At 46.3% G+C, this 22,261-nt stretch carries 22 protein-coding genes and 1 other RNA gene; all 23 read left to right on the top strand.

What is annotated here, in order from left to right; translation table 11 throughout:
• The coding region (locus VFK44_06570) for a hypothetical protein (protein HET7628039.1) at positions 1 to 574 on the top strand (574 nt) is incomplete at its 5' end.
• A gap of 65 nt (positions 575 to 639) precedes the next feature.
• Complete coding sequence (locus VFK44_06575; GenBank protein HET7628040.1) at positions 640 to 999, top strand: DUF4870 domain-containing protein; 360 nt, start codon at positions 640 to 642, stop codon at positions 997 to 999.
• A 21-nt stretch (positions 1,000 to 1,020) separates the two neighbouring features.
• Entirely contained in the window at positions 1,021 to 1,830 is an 810-nt protein-coding gene (locus tag VFK44_06580) for a TIGR00266 family protein (protein ID HET7628041.1), read from the top strand.
• Positions 1,831 to 1,853: 23 nt separating this feature from the next.
• Complete coding sequence (locus tag VFK44_06585; protein HET7628042.1) at positions 1,854 to 2,621, top strand: hypothetical protein; 768 nt, start codon at positions 1,854 to 1,856, stop codon at positions 2,619 to 2,621.
• A 31-nt stretch (positions 2,622 to 2,652) separates the two neighbouring features.
• Entirely contained in the window at positions 2,653 to 3,927 is a 1,275-nt protein-coding gene (locus VFK44_06590) for a hypothetical protein (protein HET7628043.1), read from the top strand.
• Entirely contained in the window at positions 3,924 to 4,676 is a 753-nt protein-coding gene (locus VFK44_06595) for a flagellar biosynthesis protein FlgA (protein HET7628044.1), read from the top strand. The genes VFK44_06590 and VFK44_06595 overlap by 4 nt, the downstream gene beginning before the upstream one ends.
• A 65-nt stretch (positions 4,677 to 4,741) precedes the next feature.
• Positions 4,742 to 5,908 carry a hypothetical protein gene (locus VFK44_06600; GenBank protein ID HET7628045.1) on the top strand — a complete coding sequence of 389 codons (1,167 nt, stop codon included), beginning with the start codon at positions 4,742 to 4,744 and terminating at the stop codon, positions 5,906 to 5,908.
• Positions 5,909 to 7,339 (top strand): ATPase, T2SS/T4P/T4SS family, encoded by a 1,431-nt coding sequence (locus tag VFK44_06605; GenBank protein ID HET7628046.1) that lies wholly within the window; start codon positions 5,909 to 5,911, stop codon positions 7,337 to 7,339. It begins immediately after the preceding gene.
• 12 nt (positions 7,340 to 7,351) lie between these two features.
• Positions 7,352 to 8,332, top strand: a complete 981-nt coding sequence (locus VFK44_06610) for a hypothetical protein (protein HET7628047.1) — start codon at positions 7,352 to 7,354, stop codon at positions 8,330 to 8,332.
• Between the two features lie 14 nt (positions 8,333 to 8,346).
• A complete protein-coding gene (locus tag VFK44_06615; GenBank protein HET7628048.1) occupies positions 8,347 to 9,267 on the top strand; it encodes a hypothetical protein in 921 nt (306 codons plus the stop codon).
• Entirely contained in the window at positions 9,264 to 9,419 is a 156-nt protein-coding gene (locus VFK44_06620) for a hypothetical protein (protein HET7628049.1), read from the top strand. Before VFK44_06615 ends, VFK44_06620 begins: the two co-directional genes overlap by 4 nt.
• 60 nt (positions 9,420 to 9,479) lie before the next feature.
• Positions 9,480 to 9,872 carry a hypothetical protein gene (locus tag VFK44_06625; GenBank protein HET7628050.1) on the top strand — a complete coding sequence of 131 codons (393 nt, stop codon included), beginning with the start codon at positions 9,480 to 9,482 and terminating at the stop codon, positions 9,870 to 9,872.
• A gap of 10 nt (positions 9,873 to 9,882) precedes the next feature.
• The gene (locus VFK44_06630; protein HET7628051.1) at positions 9,883 to 10,404 is read left to right on the top strand and encodes a hypothetical protein; all 522 of its coding nucleotides are present in this window, start codon (positions 9,883 to 9,885) and stop codon (positions 10,402 to 10,404) included.
• A 74-nt stretch (positions 10,405 to 10,478) separates the two neighbouring features.
• Positions 10,479 to 10,994, top strand: a complete 516-nt coding sequence (locus VFK44_06635; GenBank protein ID HET7628052.1) for an A24 family peptidase — start codon at positions 10,479 to 10,481, stop codon at positions 10,992 to 10,994.
• 19 nt (positions 10,995 to 11,013) lie between these two features.
• A complete protein-coding gene (locus VFK44_06640) occupies positions 11,014 to 12,552 on the top strand; it encodes a DUF6382 domain-containing protein (GenBank protein HET7628053.1) in 1,539 nt (512 codons plus the stop codon).
• Positions 12,549 to 13,442, top strand: a complete 894-nt coding sequence (locus VFK44_06645; protein HET7628054.1) for a protein phosphatase 2C domain-containing protein — start codon at positions 12,549 to 12,551, stop codon at positions 13,440 to 13,442. The genes VFK44_06640 and VFK44_06645 overlap by 4 nt, the downstream gene beginning before the upstream one ends.
• A 24-nt stretch (positions 13,443 to 13,466) precedes the next feature.
• Positions 13,467 to 14,288, top strand: a complete 822-nt coding sequence (locus tag VFK44_06650) for a serine/threonine-protein kinase (GenBank protein ID HET7628055.1) — start codon at positions 13,467 to 13,469, stop codon at positions 14,286 to 14,288.
• An 86-nt stretch (positions 14,289 to 14,374) separates the two neighbouring features.
• Complete coding sequence (locus tag VFK44_06655) at positions 14,375 to 17,368, top strand: hypothetical protein (GenBank protein HET7628056.1); 2,994 nt, start codon at positions 14,375 to 14,377, stop codon at positions 17,366 to 17,368.
• Between the two features lie 185 nt (positions 17,369 to 17,553).
• The gene (gene secG, locus VFK44_06660; GenBank protein ID HET7628057.1) at positions 17,554 to 17,787 is read left to right on the top strand and encodes a preprotein translocase subunit SecG; all 234 of its coding nucleotides are present in this window, start codon (positions 17,554 to 17,556) and stop codon (positions 17,785 to 17,787) included.
• A gap of 385 nt (positions 17,788 to 18,172) precedes the next feature.
• The gene (locus VFK44_06665; protein HET7628058.1) at positions 18,173 to 18,922 is read left to right on the top strand and encodes a carboxylesterase; all 750 of its coding nucleotides are present in this window, start codon (positions 18,173 to 18,175) and stop codon (positions 18,920 to 18,922) included.
• 36 nt (positions 18,923 to 18,958) lie between these two features.
• Positions 18,959 to 21,259 (top strand): ribonuclease R, encoded by a 2,301-nt coding sequence (gene rnr / locus VFK44_06670; protein ID HET7628059.1) that lies wholly within the window; start codon positions 18,959 to 18,961, stop codon positions 21,257 to 21,259.
• A 62-nt stretch (positions 21,260 to 21,321) separates the two neighbouring features.
• Entirely contained in the window at positions 21,322 to 21,789 is a 468-nt protein-coding gene (gene smpB / locus VFK44_06675) for an SsrA-binding protein SmpB (GenBank protein ID HET7628060.1), read from the top strand.
• Positions 21,790 to 21,920: 131 nt separating this feature from the next.
• Positions 21,921 to 22,261: a transfer-messenger RNA gene (ssrA, locus tag VFK44_06680) on the top strand; the annotation flags it as partial.

Consider the following 22,261-nt stretch of genomic DNA (forward strand, 5'->3'; position numbering starts at 1 on the left):
ACAAATGAGCAGTTTCCATAAAGACGAAAAAGCGAGCATTACCCTTGAAGCTGCGATGGTTGTTCCCGTCTTTCTCCTTTTCGTGGTGTTTTTGGCTGGAATGATTCGGATTGGGGTTGCGGAAATTGCTTTGAATCGAGCAGTTTCCGATACTACCGAAGTGTTGGCGACGCATACTTATCCTGCGGAATTGGCTGTGTCTGGCGTGCAAGGGACACTAGATACTTTTATTCAAGATCGAAGCATGGGAAGTTTGGATTTGGCAAAAGCGTCAGAAATTTTCAACATGGCGATGAAAACTACGGGGGTGGACTTTTCCCCGGAAGCGTATCTTAGTCAGTTAGCGTCAGATCGCTTGATCACACCTATGGTGCGAAAGAAGTTTGCTGAATCCATACTTGGCAAATGGTCTGATCCTAACCGGATAAAAGTCGTCGATGTCACCGTCACCGACGGCTTCAAAGGGGCGCTGTCCATCACTGCTCAGTACCGGATGCATTTGATCGCTCCATTTGTGGACAAGCAGATCATTTTAAAGAAAAGAGCTTATGAATATTTATGGTCGCCGCATTAACCAAGGTCTTCACCATCCAAAAGGATGGACAAGCATAAATGCAAAGCATTGAAAGGGGTATAAGAATGAGCGAACTACATGAAAAAAAGGTTCATCAGGCGTCATCAACGGGGTTGGAAGAAAACGTAGCCGGACTGTTGTGTTATTTGGCGGGATTTATTACCGGACTGATCTTTCTTTCGATGGAGAAGAAAAGTTCCTTTGTTCGGTTTCATGCCATGCAGTCCACCGTGTTCCTCGGGGGCGTAACGGTTGTCGACATCATTTTAACTTTCATTCCGTTTCTCGGAATCTTCTTGACTTTCTTCGTGAACACGATCACCTTTATCTTCTGGATCATCTTGATGGTCAAAGCTTACAACAACCAACGATACAAGTTGCCCATTGTTGGAAATATCTCGGAAAATCTTTTATCAAAATACTAAATCTACAAAGGGGGTTGAAGCATGAATAACCATGAAATTGATTACAACATTGTCGGGGACGATATGCAGTTTGTCGAGATTGAATTGGATCCTGGAGAAACAACTATTGCGGAAGCCGGCGCACTTATGATGATGGAGGATGCCATTGAAATGGAGACCATCTTTGGCGACGGCTCGGATCAAAGCGATGGCCAAGGTTTTCTTGGGAAGCTTTGGGGGACGGGGAAACGAATGCTTGCCGGGGAAAGTTTATTCATGACGACCTTTACGAACACCGGATCGGGGAAGAAGCATGTTTCTTTTGCCGCTCCTTATCCGGGAAAGATTTTGGCCATGGATTTGGCGGAGCTTGAAGGAAAAATTATTTGTCAGCGAGATGCTTTCCTTTGCGCGGCGAAGGGTGTGGCCGTCGGTATCGATTTTCAAAAAAAACTAGGCACCGGGTTTTTCGGCGGCGAAGGGTTCATCATGGAAAAATTAGAAGGAGACGGCCTTGCTTTTATTCATGCGGGCGGCACAACGAAGCGTGTGGATTTGCAAGCCGGTGAAAAGCTTCGGGTGGACACCGGGTGTCTCGTTGCGTTAACGAAGGACGTGGATTATTCGATTGAATATGCCGGAAAAATCAAGACGGCCTTGTTCGGCGGTGAAGGTTTATTTTTTGCAACGTTAAGAGGGCCGGGGACGGTTTGGATTCAATCGCTTCCGTTCAGTCGATTGGCCAGCCGCGTGTTCAGCGCGATGCCGCAAATTCCGGGCGGGGAAAATCGCGGTGAGCGCAGCATGCTCGGCGGCATATTCGATATCGTCGGCGGGGACGACGACGATTGATTTCAGCTAAGGAGGATGCAACGATGAAATGTTTAACCTGTGGGAACCGTGTAACCCTTCATATGAAAAATTGTGAGGGGTGCGGTGAACCGATTGGGAAGACCGAGGTTGCCGCAACAATTGACTCCGCTTCACCGGAAGATGCAAAAGCATCTTCCGGAACATCCACAAGCGATTTTGTGGAGATGGGAAAGAAATTCACAAGAACGTATGGGCAGTTTTTTATGGAAAATCTTAAATTTCCTTCTTCGAAAGCGGGACGTGCTGATCATCAAGATGTAAAATACGGGGCTTTAAACGTCCTTCTGCTGTCTTTGTTTGTCGGTCTCGGCATTTATTTTCAATTGAAACATTTTCATGTCGGTTTCTCCATGTTCGGTATGGATGTTTCTTTTAAAACATTTTTTTCAATGTTTCTTTACATGATCTTGGTGAGCTTTGGTTCAACGGCTGTCTTGTTCGGCATTCTTAAGGTGCTCATGCATGTTGACGTGAGATTTTCAACGCTGTTTGCTCGGTTTGGGTCTTTTCTAACCATTCCCGCTGCGATCTCAGCTCTTTATTTGGTGGCTTCCTTGTCGGGACTCTCCGGAGTTGCTTCATTCCTTGGGTTGTTTCTGATTACCGGGCTGCAAATCGTCTCCTTTGCCACGCTTTACTCCTTTCGCCAACAAATCCAAACCCGTTTCGACCCGTTTTATGGATTAATTCTTTATTACTTGGTTTTCTATTTCGCTCTCTTCCTGATCCAGGATCGTCTGCCAGGAGCATTCGTGGGCATGTTGTTATAGGATTCCGCATAACAAAGGGTGTTTTATTTCGATGAAACTAGCGATTTGTGTAATTCATCAGAAAGACTACGAGGAATTGAAAGAGAAACTGCTGCACTTAGGTCAAAACGATTTGTACATTTATCCTCATCTTTCCACTTACGAAACATTGGTTCACCGAATCAGCAGGAGTCAGGTGGATCGCGTGATCCTGGATCACCAGTTTTCTTTTCTGCATGCAGCCCGGACGCTCTGCGATCAATATCGGGTGGACTTGATTACGTTTCAAGGAGATGTCATAAACCTCGTAAGTACGTTTGAAAGCCCCCCTTCTTTGGAAAAACAGCGCCCGCTTCCGTATCATCTCCCCACTGATCAAGCGAACTCCCCATCGGTCGAACCCCAAGAAGTTGTCGTGAAAATTGGAGAAAAAATCGTAGAACGGGAAATTGAAATGCTGCGCTACGCGAACATCCCTCAAAAGACCATCGTAATCGGTTCGCTCTGGTCCGGTGCAGGAGCCACGCTGTTTAGTACCAATCTTGCCAGAGCGATAGCGGATCGAAAAATCGATGTCGCCTATGTCGAATACCCGCCGCTCAAACCGTACATGTTCGATTACTTGAATATCCGGCAGTTGGAAGAAGATCTTTCCTTCTCTTATCAGGATCACGCGAAGTGTGTATCGGATGATCAGCCGGTCGCCAAAGCGAAAGGGTTGCTTCACAAAGGGGTCCGGTGGATCGTGAATGATTCGCGATCCGCTCCGGTTGAAAATTGGACCGATGAGAAGATGATGAAACTGATGTATTCCTTAAGGGAAATTCCGATTCTCATTGTTGATGTAGCCACGCGTTGGAATGCCCCAGCGGTTCAAAGTTTGCTCGTTCAGGCGGATGAAATCTATGTTTGCGTCGAACCTGATCCCGTAAAAATTGACTGGGCAAGCACGGTAGATGCTGTGAAAGATCAACCTGAGCTGCAACTACATGAATATCAGGCATTACAAACGCTGCGCACGTTGGATGTATGCAAGAGTCACCGTTATGCGTATATTGAAACGAAAATACACCCCGGCTTAAAAATGAATACGTGGCATGAATGTTTGGAACAGCGGCCGCTGAGCTCACTGAATTACATCCCGTATGAAGATGTCATGAAAGGCGTGTGGGATTCCGAATTTTTATATGATGATTCGCGTTATTGTCACATGTTTGAGAAGAGTTTTCAGCCTTTGCTCCGTTCCTTCCTGCCGAAGAAATATGCTGACGGAAGAAAAAAAGACGGACTTTTGAAAAAATGGATGAAGCGAGGTCATGCAGAGTGAAACGAATCCTTAAGGTGCTCGTACCGCTGCTCATTCTTCTCTTCGGATTTGCTTTCTTGTTCGTTTACGATTTCTACTTGGAGGGGAGAATCAACACCGTTTCTGTTGTGGTGGCCGAAGAAGATATCGGCTTTAAGGACTCCTTTTCGAAACGGAATTTAACGATCAAACGGGTCAATCGCGATGATTTGGTGAGCGGCGCTGTCAAGAACGTTACTGATTTAAAAGATGCCGATCTTCTCGGGAAGTTGGCAGCGATCGATATTAAGAAAGGTACACAGATCTATCGGGAACTCGTTGACGCCAATAACCTGATTCCAGATGAAAGCGCAGGCGAATTCATTGCCCCCATTCCGGACAAATGGATTTTTGCGATTCCGGGTTCCATACGCAGAAGTTATATTGCCGACTTTTATGTGATCCCGAAAAGAAATGTGCAGCAATTGAAAAGTTCCTTGCGTAATGAAAATCAAAGGAAATCCGTTTCAGGAGGCGAGCACGATGCTTCACTATTGGCCGATTATGAAAAAACCGTGGGGAGGGGTCCCGTTTTGGAAGATGTCCGAGTTGCCTATACAAAGGACCAGTCAAACAACGAAGTCACGAATGCGAATCAAGGTGAAAAATACAGCTCAACGGGAGTGGTCTCCACAATTGAAATCATTGCAACGCAACAAATGTTGGACAAACTGCGAAAATACACGCAACAAGGAGACCAATTGTATATTGTGTACAAATTTGAGCGTTAGGTTCCAATATGAAGCAAAAAAATGAAAAAAAATCCACGCAAAGTTAATTTAGGAGGTGTGAATCATTGAAAGTCGAATTCATGGCCAATGATCATGAGCTCGCACAACTGTTGAAACAGAAAGAGGCCGCTTTGAAAATTCAAAGCGTCAGCCGTCCTTCCCCTGAAGCCGAAGTGCTCATCGTTTCAGATCTCGTCGTCCCATACAACGAAATCTCCGAGAAAATCTCTCCCCTGCAAGGCCGCATCGTTTTCTACCTCATTTCAGAACACATTGACCCCCACTTGCTAAAACATGTGAAAACCATTTGTGACACGCTGGGCATCCATACCATTCACCCACAATTGACATCAAGACAAATCGCAGACGAAATTCAAGCTATCCTTTACCCGGAACAGGCGAAAAGTTCGAAAACCGCCGTTTTCTTCGCCCCGATCCCAAATATCGGAACGACTTCGACAGCATTGAGCACAGCCCTTGCCGCATCAAGACTTACGGACGCAAGAATTGGCGTGCTCGGATTGAATGCGTGGGACGACGGAACCGATCAAGTTCCGTACAAGGGCCAATCGCTCGATAAGCTCAAAAACAAACTGGCCAATCAACTGCTCGGTTCTTCGGAAGCACAGATTTTCAGTCATTTTTACAAGTTGAAGAAAGACAACGTCTATTATCTCGCGGGCAATCGAAATATTAAGATGGAACGTTTATACACCATCGAGGAAATTCAATATTTGATCGAAATTTGTTCATCGTATTTCGATCTTCTCATTCTCGATGCGGGCAGTCATTTCGACAATGCCAACATGATTCAGGCGCTGCAAGAAGCAGATTTAAAGTTTCTTGTCGTGAATCAGCAGCGAAAAGCCCTCAAGAAATTTGAACAGTCGTATCACGATGTCTTATATCCGCTTGGCCATCTGTTATCCGATTTCTCGCTCGTCATTAATCAATATGCGGACGAAACCGGCATCCCGAATGACAAAGATCTCCTTTCAGAGTTGAACGTACCGTTTTTTTGCAAAATTCCCGACATCGATCTCATGGGTTTGCACGGCGAGGCACAGCAACATATTTTATATGATTACGGCGCACGGGAATACATGCAGGCAGTTGACTTCATTGCGACCGCTTTAATTCGAAGGACGAACCTCAAACTTACCGCTCAAGAAGAAACGTCCCGGGCGAAATCGAAATGGCGCCTGTTCACCAGATTGGGGGCGGGGGTATAAATGGCTGAAGCTCAATTTCAAGTGTTCGACATTACCGAGCATCTGCAAAAGAATGCGGTTCAACGGACAGCGGCGTCGGAGACTCTTGAAACAGAGGCGGCTCGCTTTCAAGAAGTGTGCACGAAAGTCAAAGCGCATTTTGAAAAGCTTTACGACTCCAATAAAGTGACGAATGAGGAACTTCGGGAGCGACATGCGCTTGAGTACCAAGCGATGATCGGCAAGGCGGAAGCCGAAAGTGTGCTGACGGCTGAAATTGAAGGCTACCTAAGGGATGAAAATTTCTTGGGTGTTCAAGACTTTCCTGAATTTTACGAGACGATCGCTGAGGCTTGCTTTCATGAAATTTATCGTTTCGGCTCTTTCGCTAAGTGGAGAAAATATCCCGACTCTCCTTCAGGTGTCATCCAAGGAGATGAAATTTGGTTCCTTGTTGACGGGAAATTCCAGCGGCAGGAAGAACGGTTGCGCGATCAACTTCATGTACATGAAATCATCCGCTCCTTTTCATTGAAACATAAGGGGTTAAGAATTAATGAAAATCATCCGGAAGCCGAATTTGACATGGATGACGGCACGAGGGTTAAAGTAGTTGTACCTCCTCGTTCGTACCGGCCGACGATCATTTTTCGCCGGTTCGTCATTCGTCGGTTTTCGTTTGAACAGCAAGCAAAAAAGAACACGATCCCGCTTGAAGACGTTTCGTTGTATCGGTTATTGGCAAAGTTGCCGCTCAACACGGTCGTTGCCGGGAGAGTCCAATCGGGAAAATCGACGTTCCTGAAGACGATTTACGCGGAACGGGAACCGCACCTTGTCGCGGTGTTGATCGAAACGAATCCAGAGTCTTTCTTGAAGCGTGATTTTCCGGACCGGCTCGTCCATGATTTTTACACCTCAGACGGAAACATTCATCAAGTGATTCGCGATGCACTGCGGACGGACCATGACTACATTATCGTACAAGAAGTTCGGGGAATTGAAGCCGAAGGTGCGATTGCTGGAACGGAAAGAGGGACGACCGGTTTATTAATGTCCTACCATATCACCAATCCGAAAAATACACCGAAACAGCTGGCCCGTCATATCATCGATGAATTTCCGAGACGGAGCGAAGATCGAGAGATTAAGAGAATTGCCGAACAATTGGATCTCGGCATTACGATGACTTCCTTGAAGAACAACGAGAAACGGGTGACTTCTGTGTATGAAATGTGTTACGACGAGGAATTGGAGCAAGCATGGATCAACTATCTCATTTTATATGACGCAAAAACGAATACATGGACTTACAATGCCGGTCTTTCTGAAAGTTTGGCGAGAAAGATGAGAAACTTGGACGAGTCGCTGTATGAATCTTTTATCCGTCTGTTAAAAGAAAGAGCACGACAGCATCCGATCACCGGAAAGACCGAATTCGCCTGTCATTAAGGGGGGAACGAAGTGCTGTATGTTTTGATCAATGTTGTCGTCAAACTAATTGCTTACTCGATGATGATTTACGGTTTGTGGCTGCTTGTCGGGGCTCCTTTCCTCGCTGCCCAATTTTCCGAAGGGTTTTATCGCTACAAAAGGCGCAGAAGAGCGAGGCGCATACAGGAACTTGCGGCGTTAAAGGAAAAAAATGAGACGAAAACGCACTCGCGGTTTTACCGGCATCTCGAATTGATTTTATCGAGTGTGAAAAAGAACTACCAGGAAACGGCCGTCTTCAATTTCTTGTTTTTAACGGCTATCTTATTCGGCGTAAACTTTATTCTCATGGTTTTATCAATGAAGGATTTGGTTCTCAGCGCGTTTGTTTCAGGGTTGCTTGCCGCGCTTCCGTATTTTTTCCTGAGAGTCCGTTTAACAGCAATCCGCAGCAGAACTTCGCTTCTGTTTCTCAGTTATTTCCCCGTTATTTTGCAAAATTACCAAAGCAGCAACAAGGACCTCTACTTCGCTTTGGCCGAGTCAATTCCGCAAATCAAAAACAGTGAAATGCAGCGTGTGTACATGAAATTGTTGAATGCGTTGCAGTTGAAAAGAACCCGGGCGGAATTTGAAGAAAGTGTTCGCATCTTCGTCTATTCGATTAACTCTACATTTGCCAAGCGATTTGGGAAGCTGGTGATTCGGGCCCACCTTGAAAGAGCCGATGTCAGCGAGTCCTTTTCCCAATTGGATGCCGATATCCGCAAGCGAAAATCAGACATGCAATCGGAGAAAACGAAAAACTTTGACACTGTGAACTTAGGTTTTTTGCCGATTGCGACCATTCCATTTGCCTTCTATTTTGCCCATTCTCTTTCTGGAGTCCTTGATTTCTGGTATTTCTTTCAACAGAAAACCAATTTGACGCTCTTTGTCATCACTGTCGTTGGGGGCATCTTATGTGTTTCCACGTCGTTCCTGCTGCGCAAACCGAAGGCAGATCTTTAGTTACGGAGGTGAACATGGAACAGATTTTGACGTTTCACTTTTTCTTGCAAGCGGTTGAATATCTTGTGTATTTTGCGATCGTTTGGACGGCGGCTTACCAACTGTATGCGGCATTAACAACAAAGCAGGAGCGTAAATCCCATCGCACTCGGGTACAAAAGGAATTCGAGGAGCGCCGTGAGAAAATGGTCGAGAAATCTTCAGCAACGACGCTGGCCGAAAAGTTTGAGGAAGCCGGAAATCCTTTAAGTTTAACGGCGTTAAAGTTTTATGTGATACGTTATCTCGTGTTTACGGCCGTTTTGCTTTATTACGTTGTCATTCCGCTCATAACCGAAGGGACATTCAGTCTTTCTTTGTTAACGGTGATCGTTCTCTTGTTCGTTGCGACAAGTCCGCGTCTGAGTATTTCGTTGACGCACCTGGGACTCAACAAAGTGATCGCATTTTACGATCGCAAGAAACATATCGAACTGTTCACCCTCTTCGACATGTTGAAAGCGGAACTGAAGAGTCTTGGCAGCGGCCAGCATGTCAACGTCTATCACCTGTTGCATGAGGCCTTGCCTTATTTTGAATTCATTAACGGAGGCATTACGAGTTTTTTGCGATTTTGGCGAACGGATCCTGAGAAAGCGCGGGAAGCGTTCGTGAAAAATATAGGAGGTGGTCACGCAGAACAGTTGGCGAGTATTTTGTTCAAGTTGGACGAGACTTCGAAAAACTATGCGATCGAAGTGATTGACGGCGCATCCAAAGTTTTCTCAACTGACTATTTCGAATCGATGAACCGTCGATCCGAAGGGAAATCGATCACGTTCAACGTCTTGTTTTTCGGCGTCAACATCCTCACGTTGCTCTGGCTCATTATCATGGTCGTTTCAATGTTTTCCAGTACATTCGAAAATGTAAATTTAGGAGGTATTCCAAAATGAAAGAAGCGATTAACAACTGGTTGATGGTCGGGATTGGGGTTTTGATAATTGGATTGTTGATTTTTGGGACTTTGTACAATTCGGTTAAAGATAAAGCCGATGATATGAACAGTGAAGTAACGGGAACTAGCTTGCCGGAGACGAGTAACTAGGAATTCATGGGAGTCATTGACTTTCCATTGTCAAGGGCTCCCGGATTTTGGAGGGATATGATGAGACCGGCGTTGTTCGAATGGCTGCTCATTCCATTCATTTTATGGGGAATGTTTCAAGGGTTGTTGTATTTTCATGCCAATCAAGTGCACCTTGCACTGAATCTTGCCACTTATGAAGGCGCCAAAGAAGCAGCACTTCAAGGGAAATATACCGATGACATATACGGTGCAATGAAGCAGTATCTTGTGGATCAATTTCACTACGATCCGGAGAAGATTGAAATTGAAGGGACCCGCACCGTACAACCTCGTGGGGAGTATTTAACGGTGAAAATTACGGTTCCGAGACCGAGAATCGCCGTATTACCCATGTTTGAATTTGGTTCTTCCAGTGGTGTCATCGTCGAGGAAAAACAAATCATGAGTGAATATATAGCTCCGACCAATTGAGGCGATTTCGATGAGAGAAACGATAAGAGTTTGGGCAATCTCGACACTAATGATATTCGCTATGGTGTGGCAGATGAACACGATTGCCGATGCCGATGCGAGTAAATATTTAAAAGAAGATCTCGAAATTGCCGTCCATGATGCTGCGATGTGTATTGACTACAGGAAATTGGCAGAAGGAATCATCATTTTCGATAAAAAGCGAGCGAAACAGGCGTTTTTGGACAGCCTTGCCGCCAATTCCCATATGAAACCCGTCCATGCGAGCAGCTTGGACATGCATCCGAAACCGGGGAGTTTTTTTCAAGATGCGTTCAAGGTCGTCACTTTTGACATAATTGATGATTCTCATCCGGATGTGGATGGTTTTCCCTATTCTTATCACCATCCTTTATATGACATGGACATTGTATACGATGGACCTACCATTGTTGCTGTCGTCGAAACCTACGGTCCGCGTTATTTCTCCGGAGAGAAATCCGTCATCCGTCGTGCCGCTTCTTATTCTTATCAATTTGGAAGCGGGGAATAAATGTTTTTCGGGAAAAGGCTTTCGTTTCCCTCGTTTTACTTGTCATGAGAATCCGGATATGGGGGTGTGGGACTTTGGAAGCGTACAATTATGTGTTGATTTTGTTGCTGCTAATCGCATTATGGTGGGACATTAGATTTAAAAGAATTCCGAATTGGTTGACCGTTAGTGGGACGGCGGCGGGATTCCTGTATCATTTCATCTTTGACGGTCTCGATGGGGTGGTCTTCTCGAGTATCGGAATGGTTGCTGCTGGGGGAACTTTTCTCTTTCTCTATATATTTCGGGCAATCGGCGCAGGTGATGTTAAGTTGTTTGCGGCCATTGGAGCCATTGCAGGGGTCCAGTTTGTTTTCTATCTCATGATGTATTCTATTCTATACGCCGGAATCATTGCACTTGTCATTTTATTGTTCACGCGTACATTTTTAAAAAAGATGGCCCTAGCTGTTATTCACTTGTTGTCGACATGGAATTCCCGAGACATATCGGTTTTGGAAACGTATCAAAAACAGGAAAGTACGCGTTTTGCTTTCATGTATGCCGTCATTCCCGCCGTGGCAACGACGTACTATTATTTTTATTTCTAAATAAGGAGGTAGTAGTCCGATGCAATCGACCCTTTATGATTTAGCCTACGACTTCACCCAACAGAACGGTCATTTTCTTGTTTTTACCGGAACATCCAAGAAACCGCTGAGACCGGAAGATGTTGTGGAACTTCAGAAAAAAATGATTCAGTCTAATGATATTCCTCGAATGCTGCCTGTTCAGATTGAGGAAATCAATGGTCAAATTCGGCTGCGGTATGAGATGACATCGACAACAATGTTTCGGCCATTTATCCGGGGAAAGAAGCTGTCCATGGAAGACTATTATGAGGTGTTTCTCGGCATCGTTTCCGCGTTGGAGGAAAGTCGAGTTTATATGTTGAACAGCGAGAACCATTTGTTACAAGAAGACTTCATCTTTATTGGGAGAGATATTTATGATGTGCAGCTTGTCTATTTGCCGCTCGTAACCATCCCCGGCAAAAAGCCGGTGACGGAAGATCTCAAAAGCTTGTTGGTGAATACAGCAGGAGAAGTTGAGGGGTTGAACGGCGAGGCGTTCAAAGATATTTTGAACTATACGAAAGATGCCGGATTCCGTTTGAGCGGATTAAAGGAACTTCTGCTTAAACGGCGAAGAGATCACTCGCCGCGTGCGCATACGAACAGGCCAAACGTAGCCGAACCTGAGCCGATTTCCCCTCCTGTCCTCAATGAACCTCCGGAATTTGCTTCGGAACCGATAGAGAAAAGTGAGCAAGCCTTAATAAAAGATTTCGAGAATCCCCCTCAAATAGATTATTCCGAACGGTCCAATCGAAAAATCGAGCGGCCGGCATTTCGTTCGCGAGAGAAAATTTATTTGTTTGCATTCGTGCTCATCGGTCTCGCCATTATTTGGAAGGTCAATGAAATGTACTCGAATCCATACATGATTTACGCATGTGGAGGGATGAGCGCATTGATTGTGGGTGTTGCGGTTGTTTATTGGAAAATGGGCCGGTCGGGTGCAGAACGAGTACCGTCCCCCGGACCCGAAAAGGAAGTTGCCATTCAATCAAATGCACCTGTTGGCTTCAAGGAAATACCGGATGTTCCTGAACCGCTCCAAGGAACGGCTGTGCAGCAACAAGGTCCATTTTATAGAAAAGAATCTGTCGCGTCTTCGACGCTTTCAAATCAAAACGATGATTATTATAACCATTTGCAGCAAAATACGACCTTGCTTTCAGCGTCTGATGAGACGGTTATGCTGAACCATGGTTCGGATGCGGTCGAATCCGAAAACACAAATCCATACTTTGTTGTTGCACGTTCCGGATCGGAAGAAAAGATTGAAATTCATTCGGATGCTTTCGTCATTGGAAGAAGTGTTGATAACACTCAATATGTTGAGGATTCCGCCGGGGTTTCAAGGTTGCATTTGGAAGTGGTCAAGTCTGATGAAGGCTGCGTCGTTAAGGATCTTGGGTCGCGCAACGGAAGCCGGTTGAACGGGCAATCTCTCGTTCCTTACAAACTGTATGAGTTGAACGAAGGTGATGAACTTGAGCTCGGTCAAGTAACCTATTTGTTCCGGGCGGCGAAGGGCTTATGAAAATCCATCAAGGTCAGTGGAATATCGGATTGGCGAGCGACTGCGGCCCTTTGAAAACGAGCAATGAAGACTTCGGTTGGTTCAAAATTACCCACAATGAAGCTGGGGAGGAAGCGGTTCTCGCCATTGTGGCTGACGGTATGGGAGGGTATCAAGCAGGGGATGTCGCAAGCAGGCTTGCCGTTAAGATGATCGCCTCGTGGTGGGAGCAGCAAATCCTTCATTATTTGGATCAAAAGGAACCGTTTCAAAAGCTGTATCATGAATTAAACAAGCGATTCATTGAAATCAACGAGGAATTGCTACGTGTCGGAGTTTACAGAGAAATTCAATTGGGGACGACCCTTTCCGTGATCGTGCTTATTCATGGTCGTTACGTGATTGCTCATGTCGGTGACAGCAGGATTTATCAAGGGACGCGCTCCCGTTTCTTCGTCAAAGAAAATGATGGAACCGAAACACTCCATGAAGGCAGCCGCCTGCAACAATTAACGGAAGATCACTCATGGGTGCAGACGCAAGTTCAACTCGGCCGATTTACAAAGGAAGAGGCACGGAATCATGGAAAACGGAATGTGCTCATCCAATGCCTAGGTATCAAAAAAGACGTCACGCCTTTTCAAACGACCGGTCGTTTTCAGGAGAATGATTTATTTTTGCTTTGCAGCGACGGATTTCATTCATTATTTTCGGACAGGGAGATTGGTCATTTGTTGAACGATGCTCACAAGAAACACGACAGTTTAGAACAGGTAAGCGGTTATCTTGTGCATCTCGCCGAGCGTTCCGGAGCCATCGATAATATTACAGTCTTGCTTTTGCAAGGCATGGCAACACAAAAACGCTCATCGGCTCTTCATAAATTGAAATATTGGATCACACGGCCATAACTAAACATTCAGGAGATGATCCTGGTGGTACAGACGCGTTTAAAGTATGAAGACACGTTAATGAATCGATATCGTATCGTTGCTTTGCTCGGTGCCGGAGGCATGTCGACCGTATATTTAGCGAAAGATTTACGAGCGAACGGCCGGTTATATGCGGTGAAAGAGTCACGAATGGACCCGCGCTGGTCCAAACAGCTGCTCATCGAAGCCAAATTCCTCGGAGATTTAGATCACCTCTATCTTCCCCGCATTGCTGACCTATTTTTATCCAGAGATCAACACTATTTTTACATGGTTCAAGACTATATTTCCGGTGTAACTTTAAAGCAGCTTTTCGCCCAAAGCGAAGGATATTTGCCGGTCGAAAAGGTCCTTAAATATGCGCTGCAAACGTGTGAAGTACTTCAGTATTTGCACAATCAGCAAATTGTTTATAAAGATTTGAAACCAGCGAATCTCATGATTGACGACAAGGATGAAGTGAAGTTGATTGATTTCGGAATTTCTCATCAATTCGGCGATGGATCCATCAAAGGAACGTTAAAAATGGGAACCGTCGGCTTTGCGGCGCCGGAACAATTTCAGAGTCCTCAGGCCGACCCTAGAACCGATCTGTTCTCGCTCGGTGCGATGATGTATTTTTTGTTAACGGGCGGCAATCACGTCTACACCACGGAGGCATTTTTGTTGGACGAAAACCGCGAAGTTCCGCGGAAACTCTCGAAAGTGATTCGATCCATGGTGCAGATCGACCCTAAGGAACGTCCGGCTTCTGTGAGGGAGGTTTTTCCTCACTTTGAGAAGCTCTACAAGCGGCTTACGAAGCGAAGGTTCTTTATTCGGTGATCGAGTTTGTTGCCTAGGAGTGAAAAAGAATGTTCCATTTGCCTATGGTTTTCTTGAGATGGCATTGCGTTAAGGGGGTGTAATTGATGTTGAAAAAAATAATCGGGCTCGTATTGGTGTTTTTCATTCTTTTTACGAGCATTCCCATGGAAGTGGTTGCGGATCAGCCGAACCGTCAATCTGGAACGGGGACTTACTCAACAAACTCAAGCGGGTATTATAAAACGATTGGATACAGTCTTATGTTTGGAGGGTATACGACATCGGTTAGTATTCGTGATGCCGCCGTTTTGGTAAACAAAGAGACTTCTTCCCCTATGTTTAAAAAAGGTTTTTCGGTCGAAGTCCTCCCGGGCAAACGAAGAGAGGCTAGAGGGTCTCTGTATGTTTTGAGATGGGACGGCGTTAAAGTTTGGTATAACTACGCAATATTAATTAACCCGGCCCATTTTAATAAACATGATTTAGTCAGAGGTCGTTCATTTCTTGACAATCTTTATCTTGAATCGAATAGTAAGGATTCGGTCTTATCTGCCAAATTATTAAAGGGCGGTGAAGCATGGATCAATGCGATCATCAGCGGAGAACCGCACGGATCCTATCACTCAAAAATGTATGTGCGCCGTTTATGGACCCAGGGGGCCGGGAATTATTCAGTTCCATCACGGACGTATACCACCGATAAGATTATTAATGCCTTTCATTGGTCCTCTTATACGAAGAGAGTTCTTCGGAAGAAATTTGATAATCACTTTATCTTTCCCCCGATTCTTGAAGTGGACGACGGTCCTCCCACCCATGTTTCACACAAACTAACAAATGCTCAATATAGGGACGGGAATGATTATTGGGTACAACCCTATCATCATGTATACATTACTTTTCGGCAGCATGATGATGTCGGGAATAAATACAGTTATTTGCGTCTTACCGGCCGTTCAGCAGATCCGCATTCAAGACATGATTTCACGAGGTCAAGTTCGAATCTGTTTAACTGGAATGAAACAAGCCGGGTAAGTATCGATTCGGCGACTCGCTTAGAGAATACGAAATATGGACGTGTTCGCTGGAGGGTAACGCCCAAGCGGCATGGGGAAAGTTATAACATTCGTTACTATCATACCGATTTAAGCGGAAAAACGATCGGTTACAACGACACTTATATGGACTTAAGAGTCGATGGTGTTGCTCCAAAACATAGTTCCGACGGCATCTATCATTATCGATTTAGAAACGGAAGAAATTATTGGGTACGACCTTATGATCACGTTTATATACGTTTACGACAGTATGACCCCGATTCAGGGAACATCTACCAATATCTTAGGCTTGTGGGCGAAGGGCAGGATGTTCGATCGCTTCATCGATTTGACAGAGTTTCCACTTACAATCATCAATTTCTCACCAGCTCCCGAATCGAGATTGATTCAGCACACAGGGAAGAAAATAGTCGTTATGGGACCGTGAAGTGGGGCGTCGTTCCGAAAAAAAGCGGGGACAGTTACAACATTGAATATTATTACGTCGATCGCGTAAAAAATCACCGCGGCTATATAGATACGGGAAAGAATCTCCGTGTCGACGGCTCCGATCCTTGGATTTCGACAAGTCCGAATCAAAGTGGATGGAAAAACACCACTCTCTATGTTCGAGTAGGTGTTGGCGATTCGCTGTCAGGTGTTAAACGCTTTAGGTATCGAGTGCAGCATGGTTCGAGATGGTCTTCTTACAGCGGGTGGATTTACGGAACGAAAAAAACGATAGCCATTGATAAACAAGGACGAAACCGCATTCACATTCAAGCGATGGATAATGTAGGGCATATCAGCAACCGATATTCCGGTTACTATTATGTTGATAAAACCGATCCCGTTGTTTCGTTCAGCCCTTATCGTCACGGGTGGACAAAGTCTGACATATACGTTGGTGTGAAAGTGGGGGATTCCCGCTCGGGCGTTAGACGCTTCAGGTATCGAATCCAACATGGGAACACGTGGGGTTCTTACAGCAACTGGATTTACGGAACGAGAAAAACGATAAGATTGTCACGAGAAGGACGAAACCGCATTCATGTTCAAGCAGAGGACAAAGCCGGCAATATTCGGGATGCTTATTCAGGGTATTCTTATATTGATAAAACCCCGCCAAACGTGAAATTCAGTCCTAAGAGTAAAGGATGGACAGCCGGAAGCCTTTCTGTCGACATGACTAGCGCAGACCCATTGTCAGGGGTCAAACGGTTTCGATATCGAACCTATAATGACGGGATTTGGACTTCCTTTAGTGGTTGGATATACGGGAATCGACGCACCTTTACGCTTTCAAATCCGCACAAGAACCGTATTTATGTTCAGGTTGAAGACAAAGCCGGTAATGTTAGAAATGCTTATTCAGGAAATTACTTGATTAACAATCCACCGTCAGCTGAATTCGAAATAGACAAAACGAACTATTACATTGGAGATTCGATCAAAGTGACCGGCACAGCAAGCGATCCAGACGACGACCCTCTAACTTACAAGTATTTGGTTACGGCACCGGATGGAAGTACGTCCACGTATTCAACGAAAAACTTTTCGTATAAAACCGACCAAACAGGACTGTATGCGATCAAGCAGACAGTAACGGACAACCATGGGTTTTCTGACACTGCTCGACTGAAGGTGATGGTCAATCAACTGGCGATAACAGGACATGTAAAACATACGCCCGCTTGGTTGCAAACACATGAATCGTTCGGACACAGCAGAAATTTCTTTTATTCGGGAGAAAGGTTTGAATTAGAGGCACAAATTACTTCATATCCCGTTAAAAATAATGTGAAAGTTGACCTCGAAGGAACCACCGTAACCGGCAGCGAACGGATCGTTAGAACCGAATTGAGTTCAATTACAAGTACAAGTTGGACAGGTAGTTTGTTTGATGCCTCGATGACGGATCCCGCCACAAGACTCGCAAACGGTTTCGTTACCTTTACCTTCACAGTCGAATATCAAAACGGAACAGTCCGGACAGATGTTGTACCAGTAAAAATCATCGGTTCGGTTTACGATGCATTTACATTTCATCGATCGTATTAGAAGCGGCAGAAGGTGTTAAAGACAAAGAAGCAGCAACCACTTTGCACGCCAATGCAACCAAATTTTCGTGCGGTTCGCTTCTTTGTTACTTCCACGGTTGCCGTTTCTTCTTCAAGTTGTCCTTAGCGGAAATCTGTGGTAAAGTTAAGATTACGTGAGGAATTTGGCCGGGAGGTGTGTCATCCATGTGGCATACGATCTTTACGATCTTGCTTATTGCTGTTTCGATCGGTATTATCATCGTGGTTTTGTTGCAATCCGGAAGAAGCGCGGGTTTATCGGGCGCGATTACAGGCGGTGCGGAGCAGTTGTTCGGGAAGAAGAAGGCTCGCGGCATCGAAGCCGGACTTACCCGAATCACCGTTGTCTTGGCGATCTTGTTCTTCCTGCTCGCCATCGGCGTTGCCTACTTTGTTTAATATCAACAAAGCGTAAACGAAACAGCAGGCGGATCCGCTCCGTTTGTTGTTTTTTTATGCGAGTCTATTCGATAGGAGACCTAGAGATTCTTCAAATGTACCTTCGTACGCCCCACCCGCGTCCATCCAATGATCATTCAACACTGTCAATTCGACGGAGTGTTGTTTGTTCTGTCGCCGGGGTTGCTGCCGGACACAACGAATCGCACGAAGGTACTCGGTCCAATCGAACATTTCCGAGTAGGGACTTTTTTAAGCGGAGACCTTCGAATACAACCGTGCTCGATCTAGAGAACAATAGATAACATCTTATGCGCAAGCGGCAATTCGCGAGGAATGCACGTTTGCGTAAGTGTGAACAGGGAAAGATAGGAGGAGTACCATCATGAAAATCGTACCACCGAAACCATTTACGTTTGAAGGCGGAAAACGAGCGGTCTTGCTGCTGCACGGGTTCACTGGAAACACAGCAGACGTGCGGATGCTCGGCCGTTATTTGGAGGATAAAGGTTACACGTGTCATGCGCCGCTGTATAAAGGACATGGCGTGCCTCCGGAAGAACTGCTGGATACCGGGCCGGAAGATTGGTGGCAAGACGTCGTCGACGGCTATCGTCATTTGAAGGACAAGGGCCATGAGGAAATTGCCGTCTGCGGGTTGTCGCTCGGGGGAGTATTTTCCTTGAAAGTCGGCTACACTTTTCCTGTAATGGGAGTCGTTCCGATGTGCGCCCCTGCGACCGGCAAAGACGAGGGCACACTGTATGAAGGCGTATTGAAGTACGCGAAAGAATATAAGCAGTACGAGGGCAAATCGAAAGAACAAGTGGATGAAGAAATGGAGAAGTTTAAGCAGAAACCGATGCATACGTTAAAAAATCTTGGCCGCTTGAACGATGAAGTATACGACCGCCTTGGTGAAATTGAAGCGCCGGTGTTCGTCGTGCAAGCTCGCAAGGACGAAATGATCGATCCGAAAAGTGCGGAGATGATTTACGACAAAGTCGAAACAGAAGACAAAACGATCAAATGGTATGAAGATGCAACGCATGTGATCACGCTGAGCAAGGAAAAAGAACAATTGCACCGAGACATTCATGACTTTCTCGAACGTCTCGATTGGTCGGCGGAATAACGCCAGGTGTGGATACGTGCAGAAAGGAGGAGAAATATGAACCTAGCAACCAAAGAAACCATTCTCGCATACATGCGGGATGAAGCAAGCAAGCCGATGAAACTCGAAGAACTTAAAGAGGTATTCGACTCGGAAGATGCCGACGGATACAAAGCACTGGTCAAAACGTTGAATGCCATGGAGCATCAAGGCTTGATCGTTCGGACGCGAAGCAACCGGTACGGAGTTCCGGAGAAAATGAATCTCGTAAGAGGGACCGTCCAAGGGCATGCGAAAGGGTTCGCTTTTATTATCCCGGACAAGGAAGGGCAGGATGACATTTATGTCGGGCCGACCGACTTGAATGGAGCCATGAATGCGGATAAAGTGCTTGTCAGGCTTTCGCCGGGTTCGCAAAAATCACGGCCGGAAGGTACGGTCGTCAGGATCATCGAGCGCGGTGTAAAGGAAGTCGTGGGCACGTACATGGACAGCCGGCATTTTGGCTTCGTCCGCGCGGACGACAAGCGGATCGGCAATGACATTTTCATCCCAAAAGGCGGGGTGAACGGCGCCGCCGAAGGGCACAAAGTCGTTGTCAAGATCATTAAATATCCCGAGGGGAAAATGAGCGCCGAAGGTGAAATCGTACAGATTCTCGGGCATAAGAACGATCCGGGCGTGGACATTCTTTCGATTATTTATAAAAATGGCTTGCCGACCGCATTCCCCGAAGAAGTGATGGCGGAGGCGGCTCAAGTTCCGGATGAGATTGGACCTGGGGAGATTGAGGGCCGCCGGGATTTGCGCAATGAAACGATCGTTACGATTGACGGCGCGGATGCGAAGGATCTCGATGATGCGGTACACGTCGTGAAGCTGCCGAACGGCAACTACCAGCTCGGCGTTCATATCGCGGATGTTAGTCATTATGTGAAGGAAGGTTCGGAGATCGACAAGGAAGCTTATGAGCGCGGGACGAGCGCTTATTTGGTCGACCGTGTCATTCCGATGATTCCGCATCGCTTGTCGAACGGCATTTGCAGCTTGAATCCGCAAGTCGATCGGCTGACGTTGACGTGCGACATGGAAATCGATCCGCAAGGCGACGTCGTCCAGCACGAGATTTATCCGAGCGTGATCCGGACAATGGAACGGATGACGTATGAAAATGTCCGTAAAATCATTCAAAGAGAAGATGAGGCGGTAACGGAACGTTACGGCGATCTGATCGGCTTTTTTGATACGATGGCAGAACTGGCGCAAATTTTAACGAAGAAACGGAAACAGCGCGGGGCTATTGATTTCGATTTTACCGAAGCGAAAGTCGTCATAAACGAAGAGGGAAAACCTTCTGATGTCGTTATTCGCGAGCGTTCCGTGGCGGAACGCTTGATCGAGGAGTTCATGTTGATCGCCAACGAAACGGTTGCCGAACATTTCCATTGGATGGAGCTTCCGTTCATTTATCGGATTCACGAGGAACCGGATCCGGATAAGCTGCAAAAATTCTTCGAGTTCATCACGAATTTTGGGTATGTCGTAAGAGGAAGTGCGGACTCGGTCCATCCGCGGGCCCTCCAAGATTTGCTCGAGAAAGTTGACGGCGAACCGGAGGAAGCGGTTATCAGCAAGATCATGCTTCGTTCGATGCAGCAGGCGAAATACCATCATGAAAGCCTGGGCCATTTCGGTCTCTCGACCGATTTTTATACCCATTTTACGTCACCGATCCGTCGTTACCCGGATTTGATCGTTCATCGCTTGATCCGGACGTATTTGATCGAGCAAAAAGTGGATGCGAAAACGCGGAACCATTGGAAGAAAGAGCTTCCGGAAATTGCAAAACATACGTCGGAAATGGAACGCCGCGCGGTTGATGCGGAACGGGAAACGGATGATTTGAAGAAAGCCGAGTACATGGAAGACAAGATTGGCGAAGAATTCGAGGGCATCATCAGCGGTGTTACGAATTTCGGCTTGTTCGTCGAATTGCCGAACACGATCGAAGGGCTTGTGCACATCAGCTACTTGACCGACGATTATTACGCTTACAATGAGGGCCAATACGCGCTCATCGGTGAACGGACAGGCAACGTCTTCCGCATCGGCGATGACGTAAATGTTCGCGTCATCAACGTGAACCTTGAGGAACGGTCGATTGATTTCGAACTCGTCGATATGAAGCCGAAGAAACGCAACAAGAAAGCGCGCCCGACCGTGATTCAAGGCGGAAAAGGAAAGAAGAAAAACGGCAAGAACGGACGTGGCATGAAAAAGTTCGATCCGCGAAAAAAAGCACCGAAAATGAAGGCCGCGGCTGTGAAGAAAGGAAGAAAGCCGAAGAAGCGCCGTTGAACGGCGACGGCCGAGTTGCTATAATAAAGCTTGCAGCTTTCCACGGGAGGGGGGGGAACGTGATGGCGAGAAGCGAAGGGAAAGTCGTAGCGCAAAATAAAAAAGCGCGGCACGATTATTTTATTGAAGATACGTATGAAGCGGGTATCGTCCTGCAAGGGACGGAGATCAAGTCGATTCGCAAAGGAAGCATCAACTTGAGAGATTGTTACGCGCGAATCAAAGACGGCGAAGCTTATGTCGTGAATATGCATATCAGCCCGTATGAGCAAGGGAATCGCTACAATCACGACCCCGTTCGAACACGTAAACTGCTGTTGCATCGCAAACAGATTGATAAGCTGATCGGCGTGACAAAGGAGCAAGGGTATTCCTTGATCCCGCTGAAAGTGTACATCAAGAACGGATTCGCCAAAGTGTTGATTGGCGTCGCAAAAGGGAAGAAGAACTACGACAAACGAGAAACATTGAAGAGAAAGTCGGCACAGCGCGAAGTGCAGCGAGCTTTGCGCGAAAGGCAGAAAATGTAAAGCGGTTGAAAACTGCGCTGTGCATGTTATAATGGAAGTAGTTGAATACGCTGTTTTTCCTTAACGTCTAGGAGGAAAAGTCGGCTTGCATGAATTCCGGTATCCGACCTCCGACCTCTGTTTTCTGATACGGGGACGTTTTGGATTCGACAGGGACAGTTTGAGCTTTAGTGGCGAGCCGAGATTGGCGCACTCGTTAAACGGGCCTACTTTTCCAATAACTGGAAAAACTAATCAACAACCTGCATTAGCAGCTGCGTAAGCAGCCTAATGCGTCCCTCCCTCCATCGCCCATGTGGTAGGATCAGGGACTCACTCTAAGTGGGCTACGCCTTTGGTTTCGCCGTCTGAGGAACCGGGAAGAGATCAATCAGACTAGCTGTCATAAAGCCTGTTGGCAGGCCGAGTGGCAAGCGAAATGCTAATATGCCGACTACGCTCGTAGAAGCTGAAGTGTCGATGTCTCTGGACG

The organism is Bacillales bacterium (genome assembly GCA_035700025.1).
Classification (GTDB): Bacteria; Bacillota; Bacilli; order Bacillales; family DASSOY01; genus DASSOY01.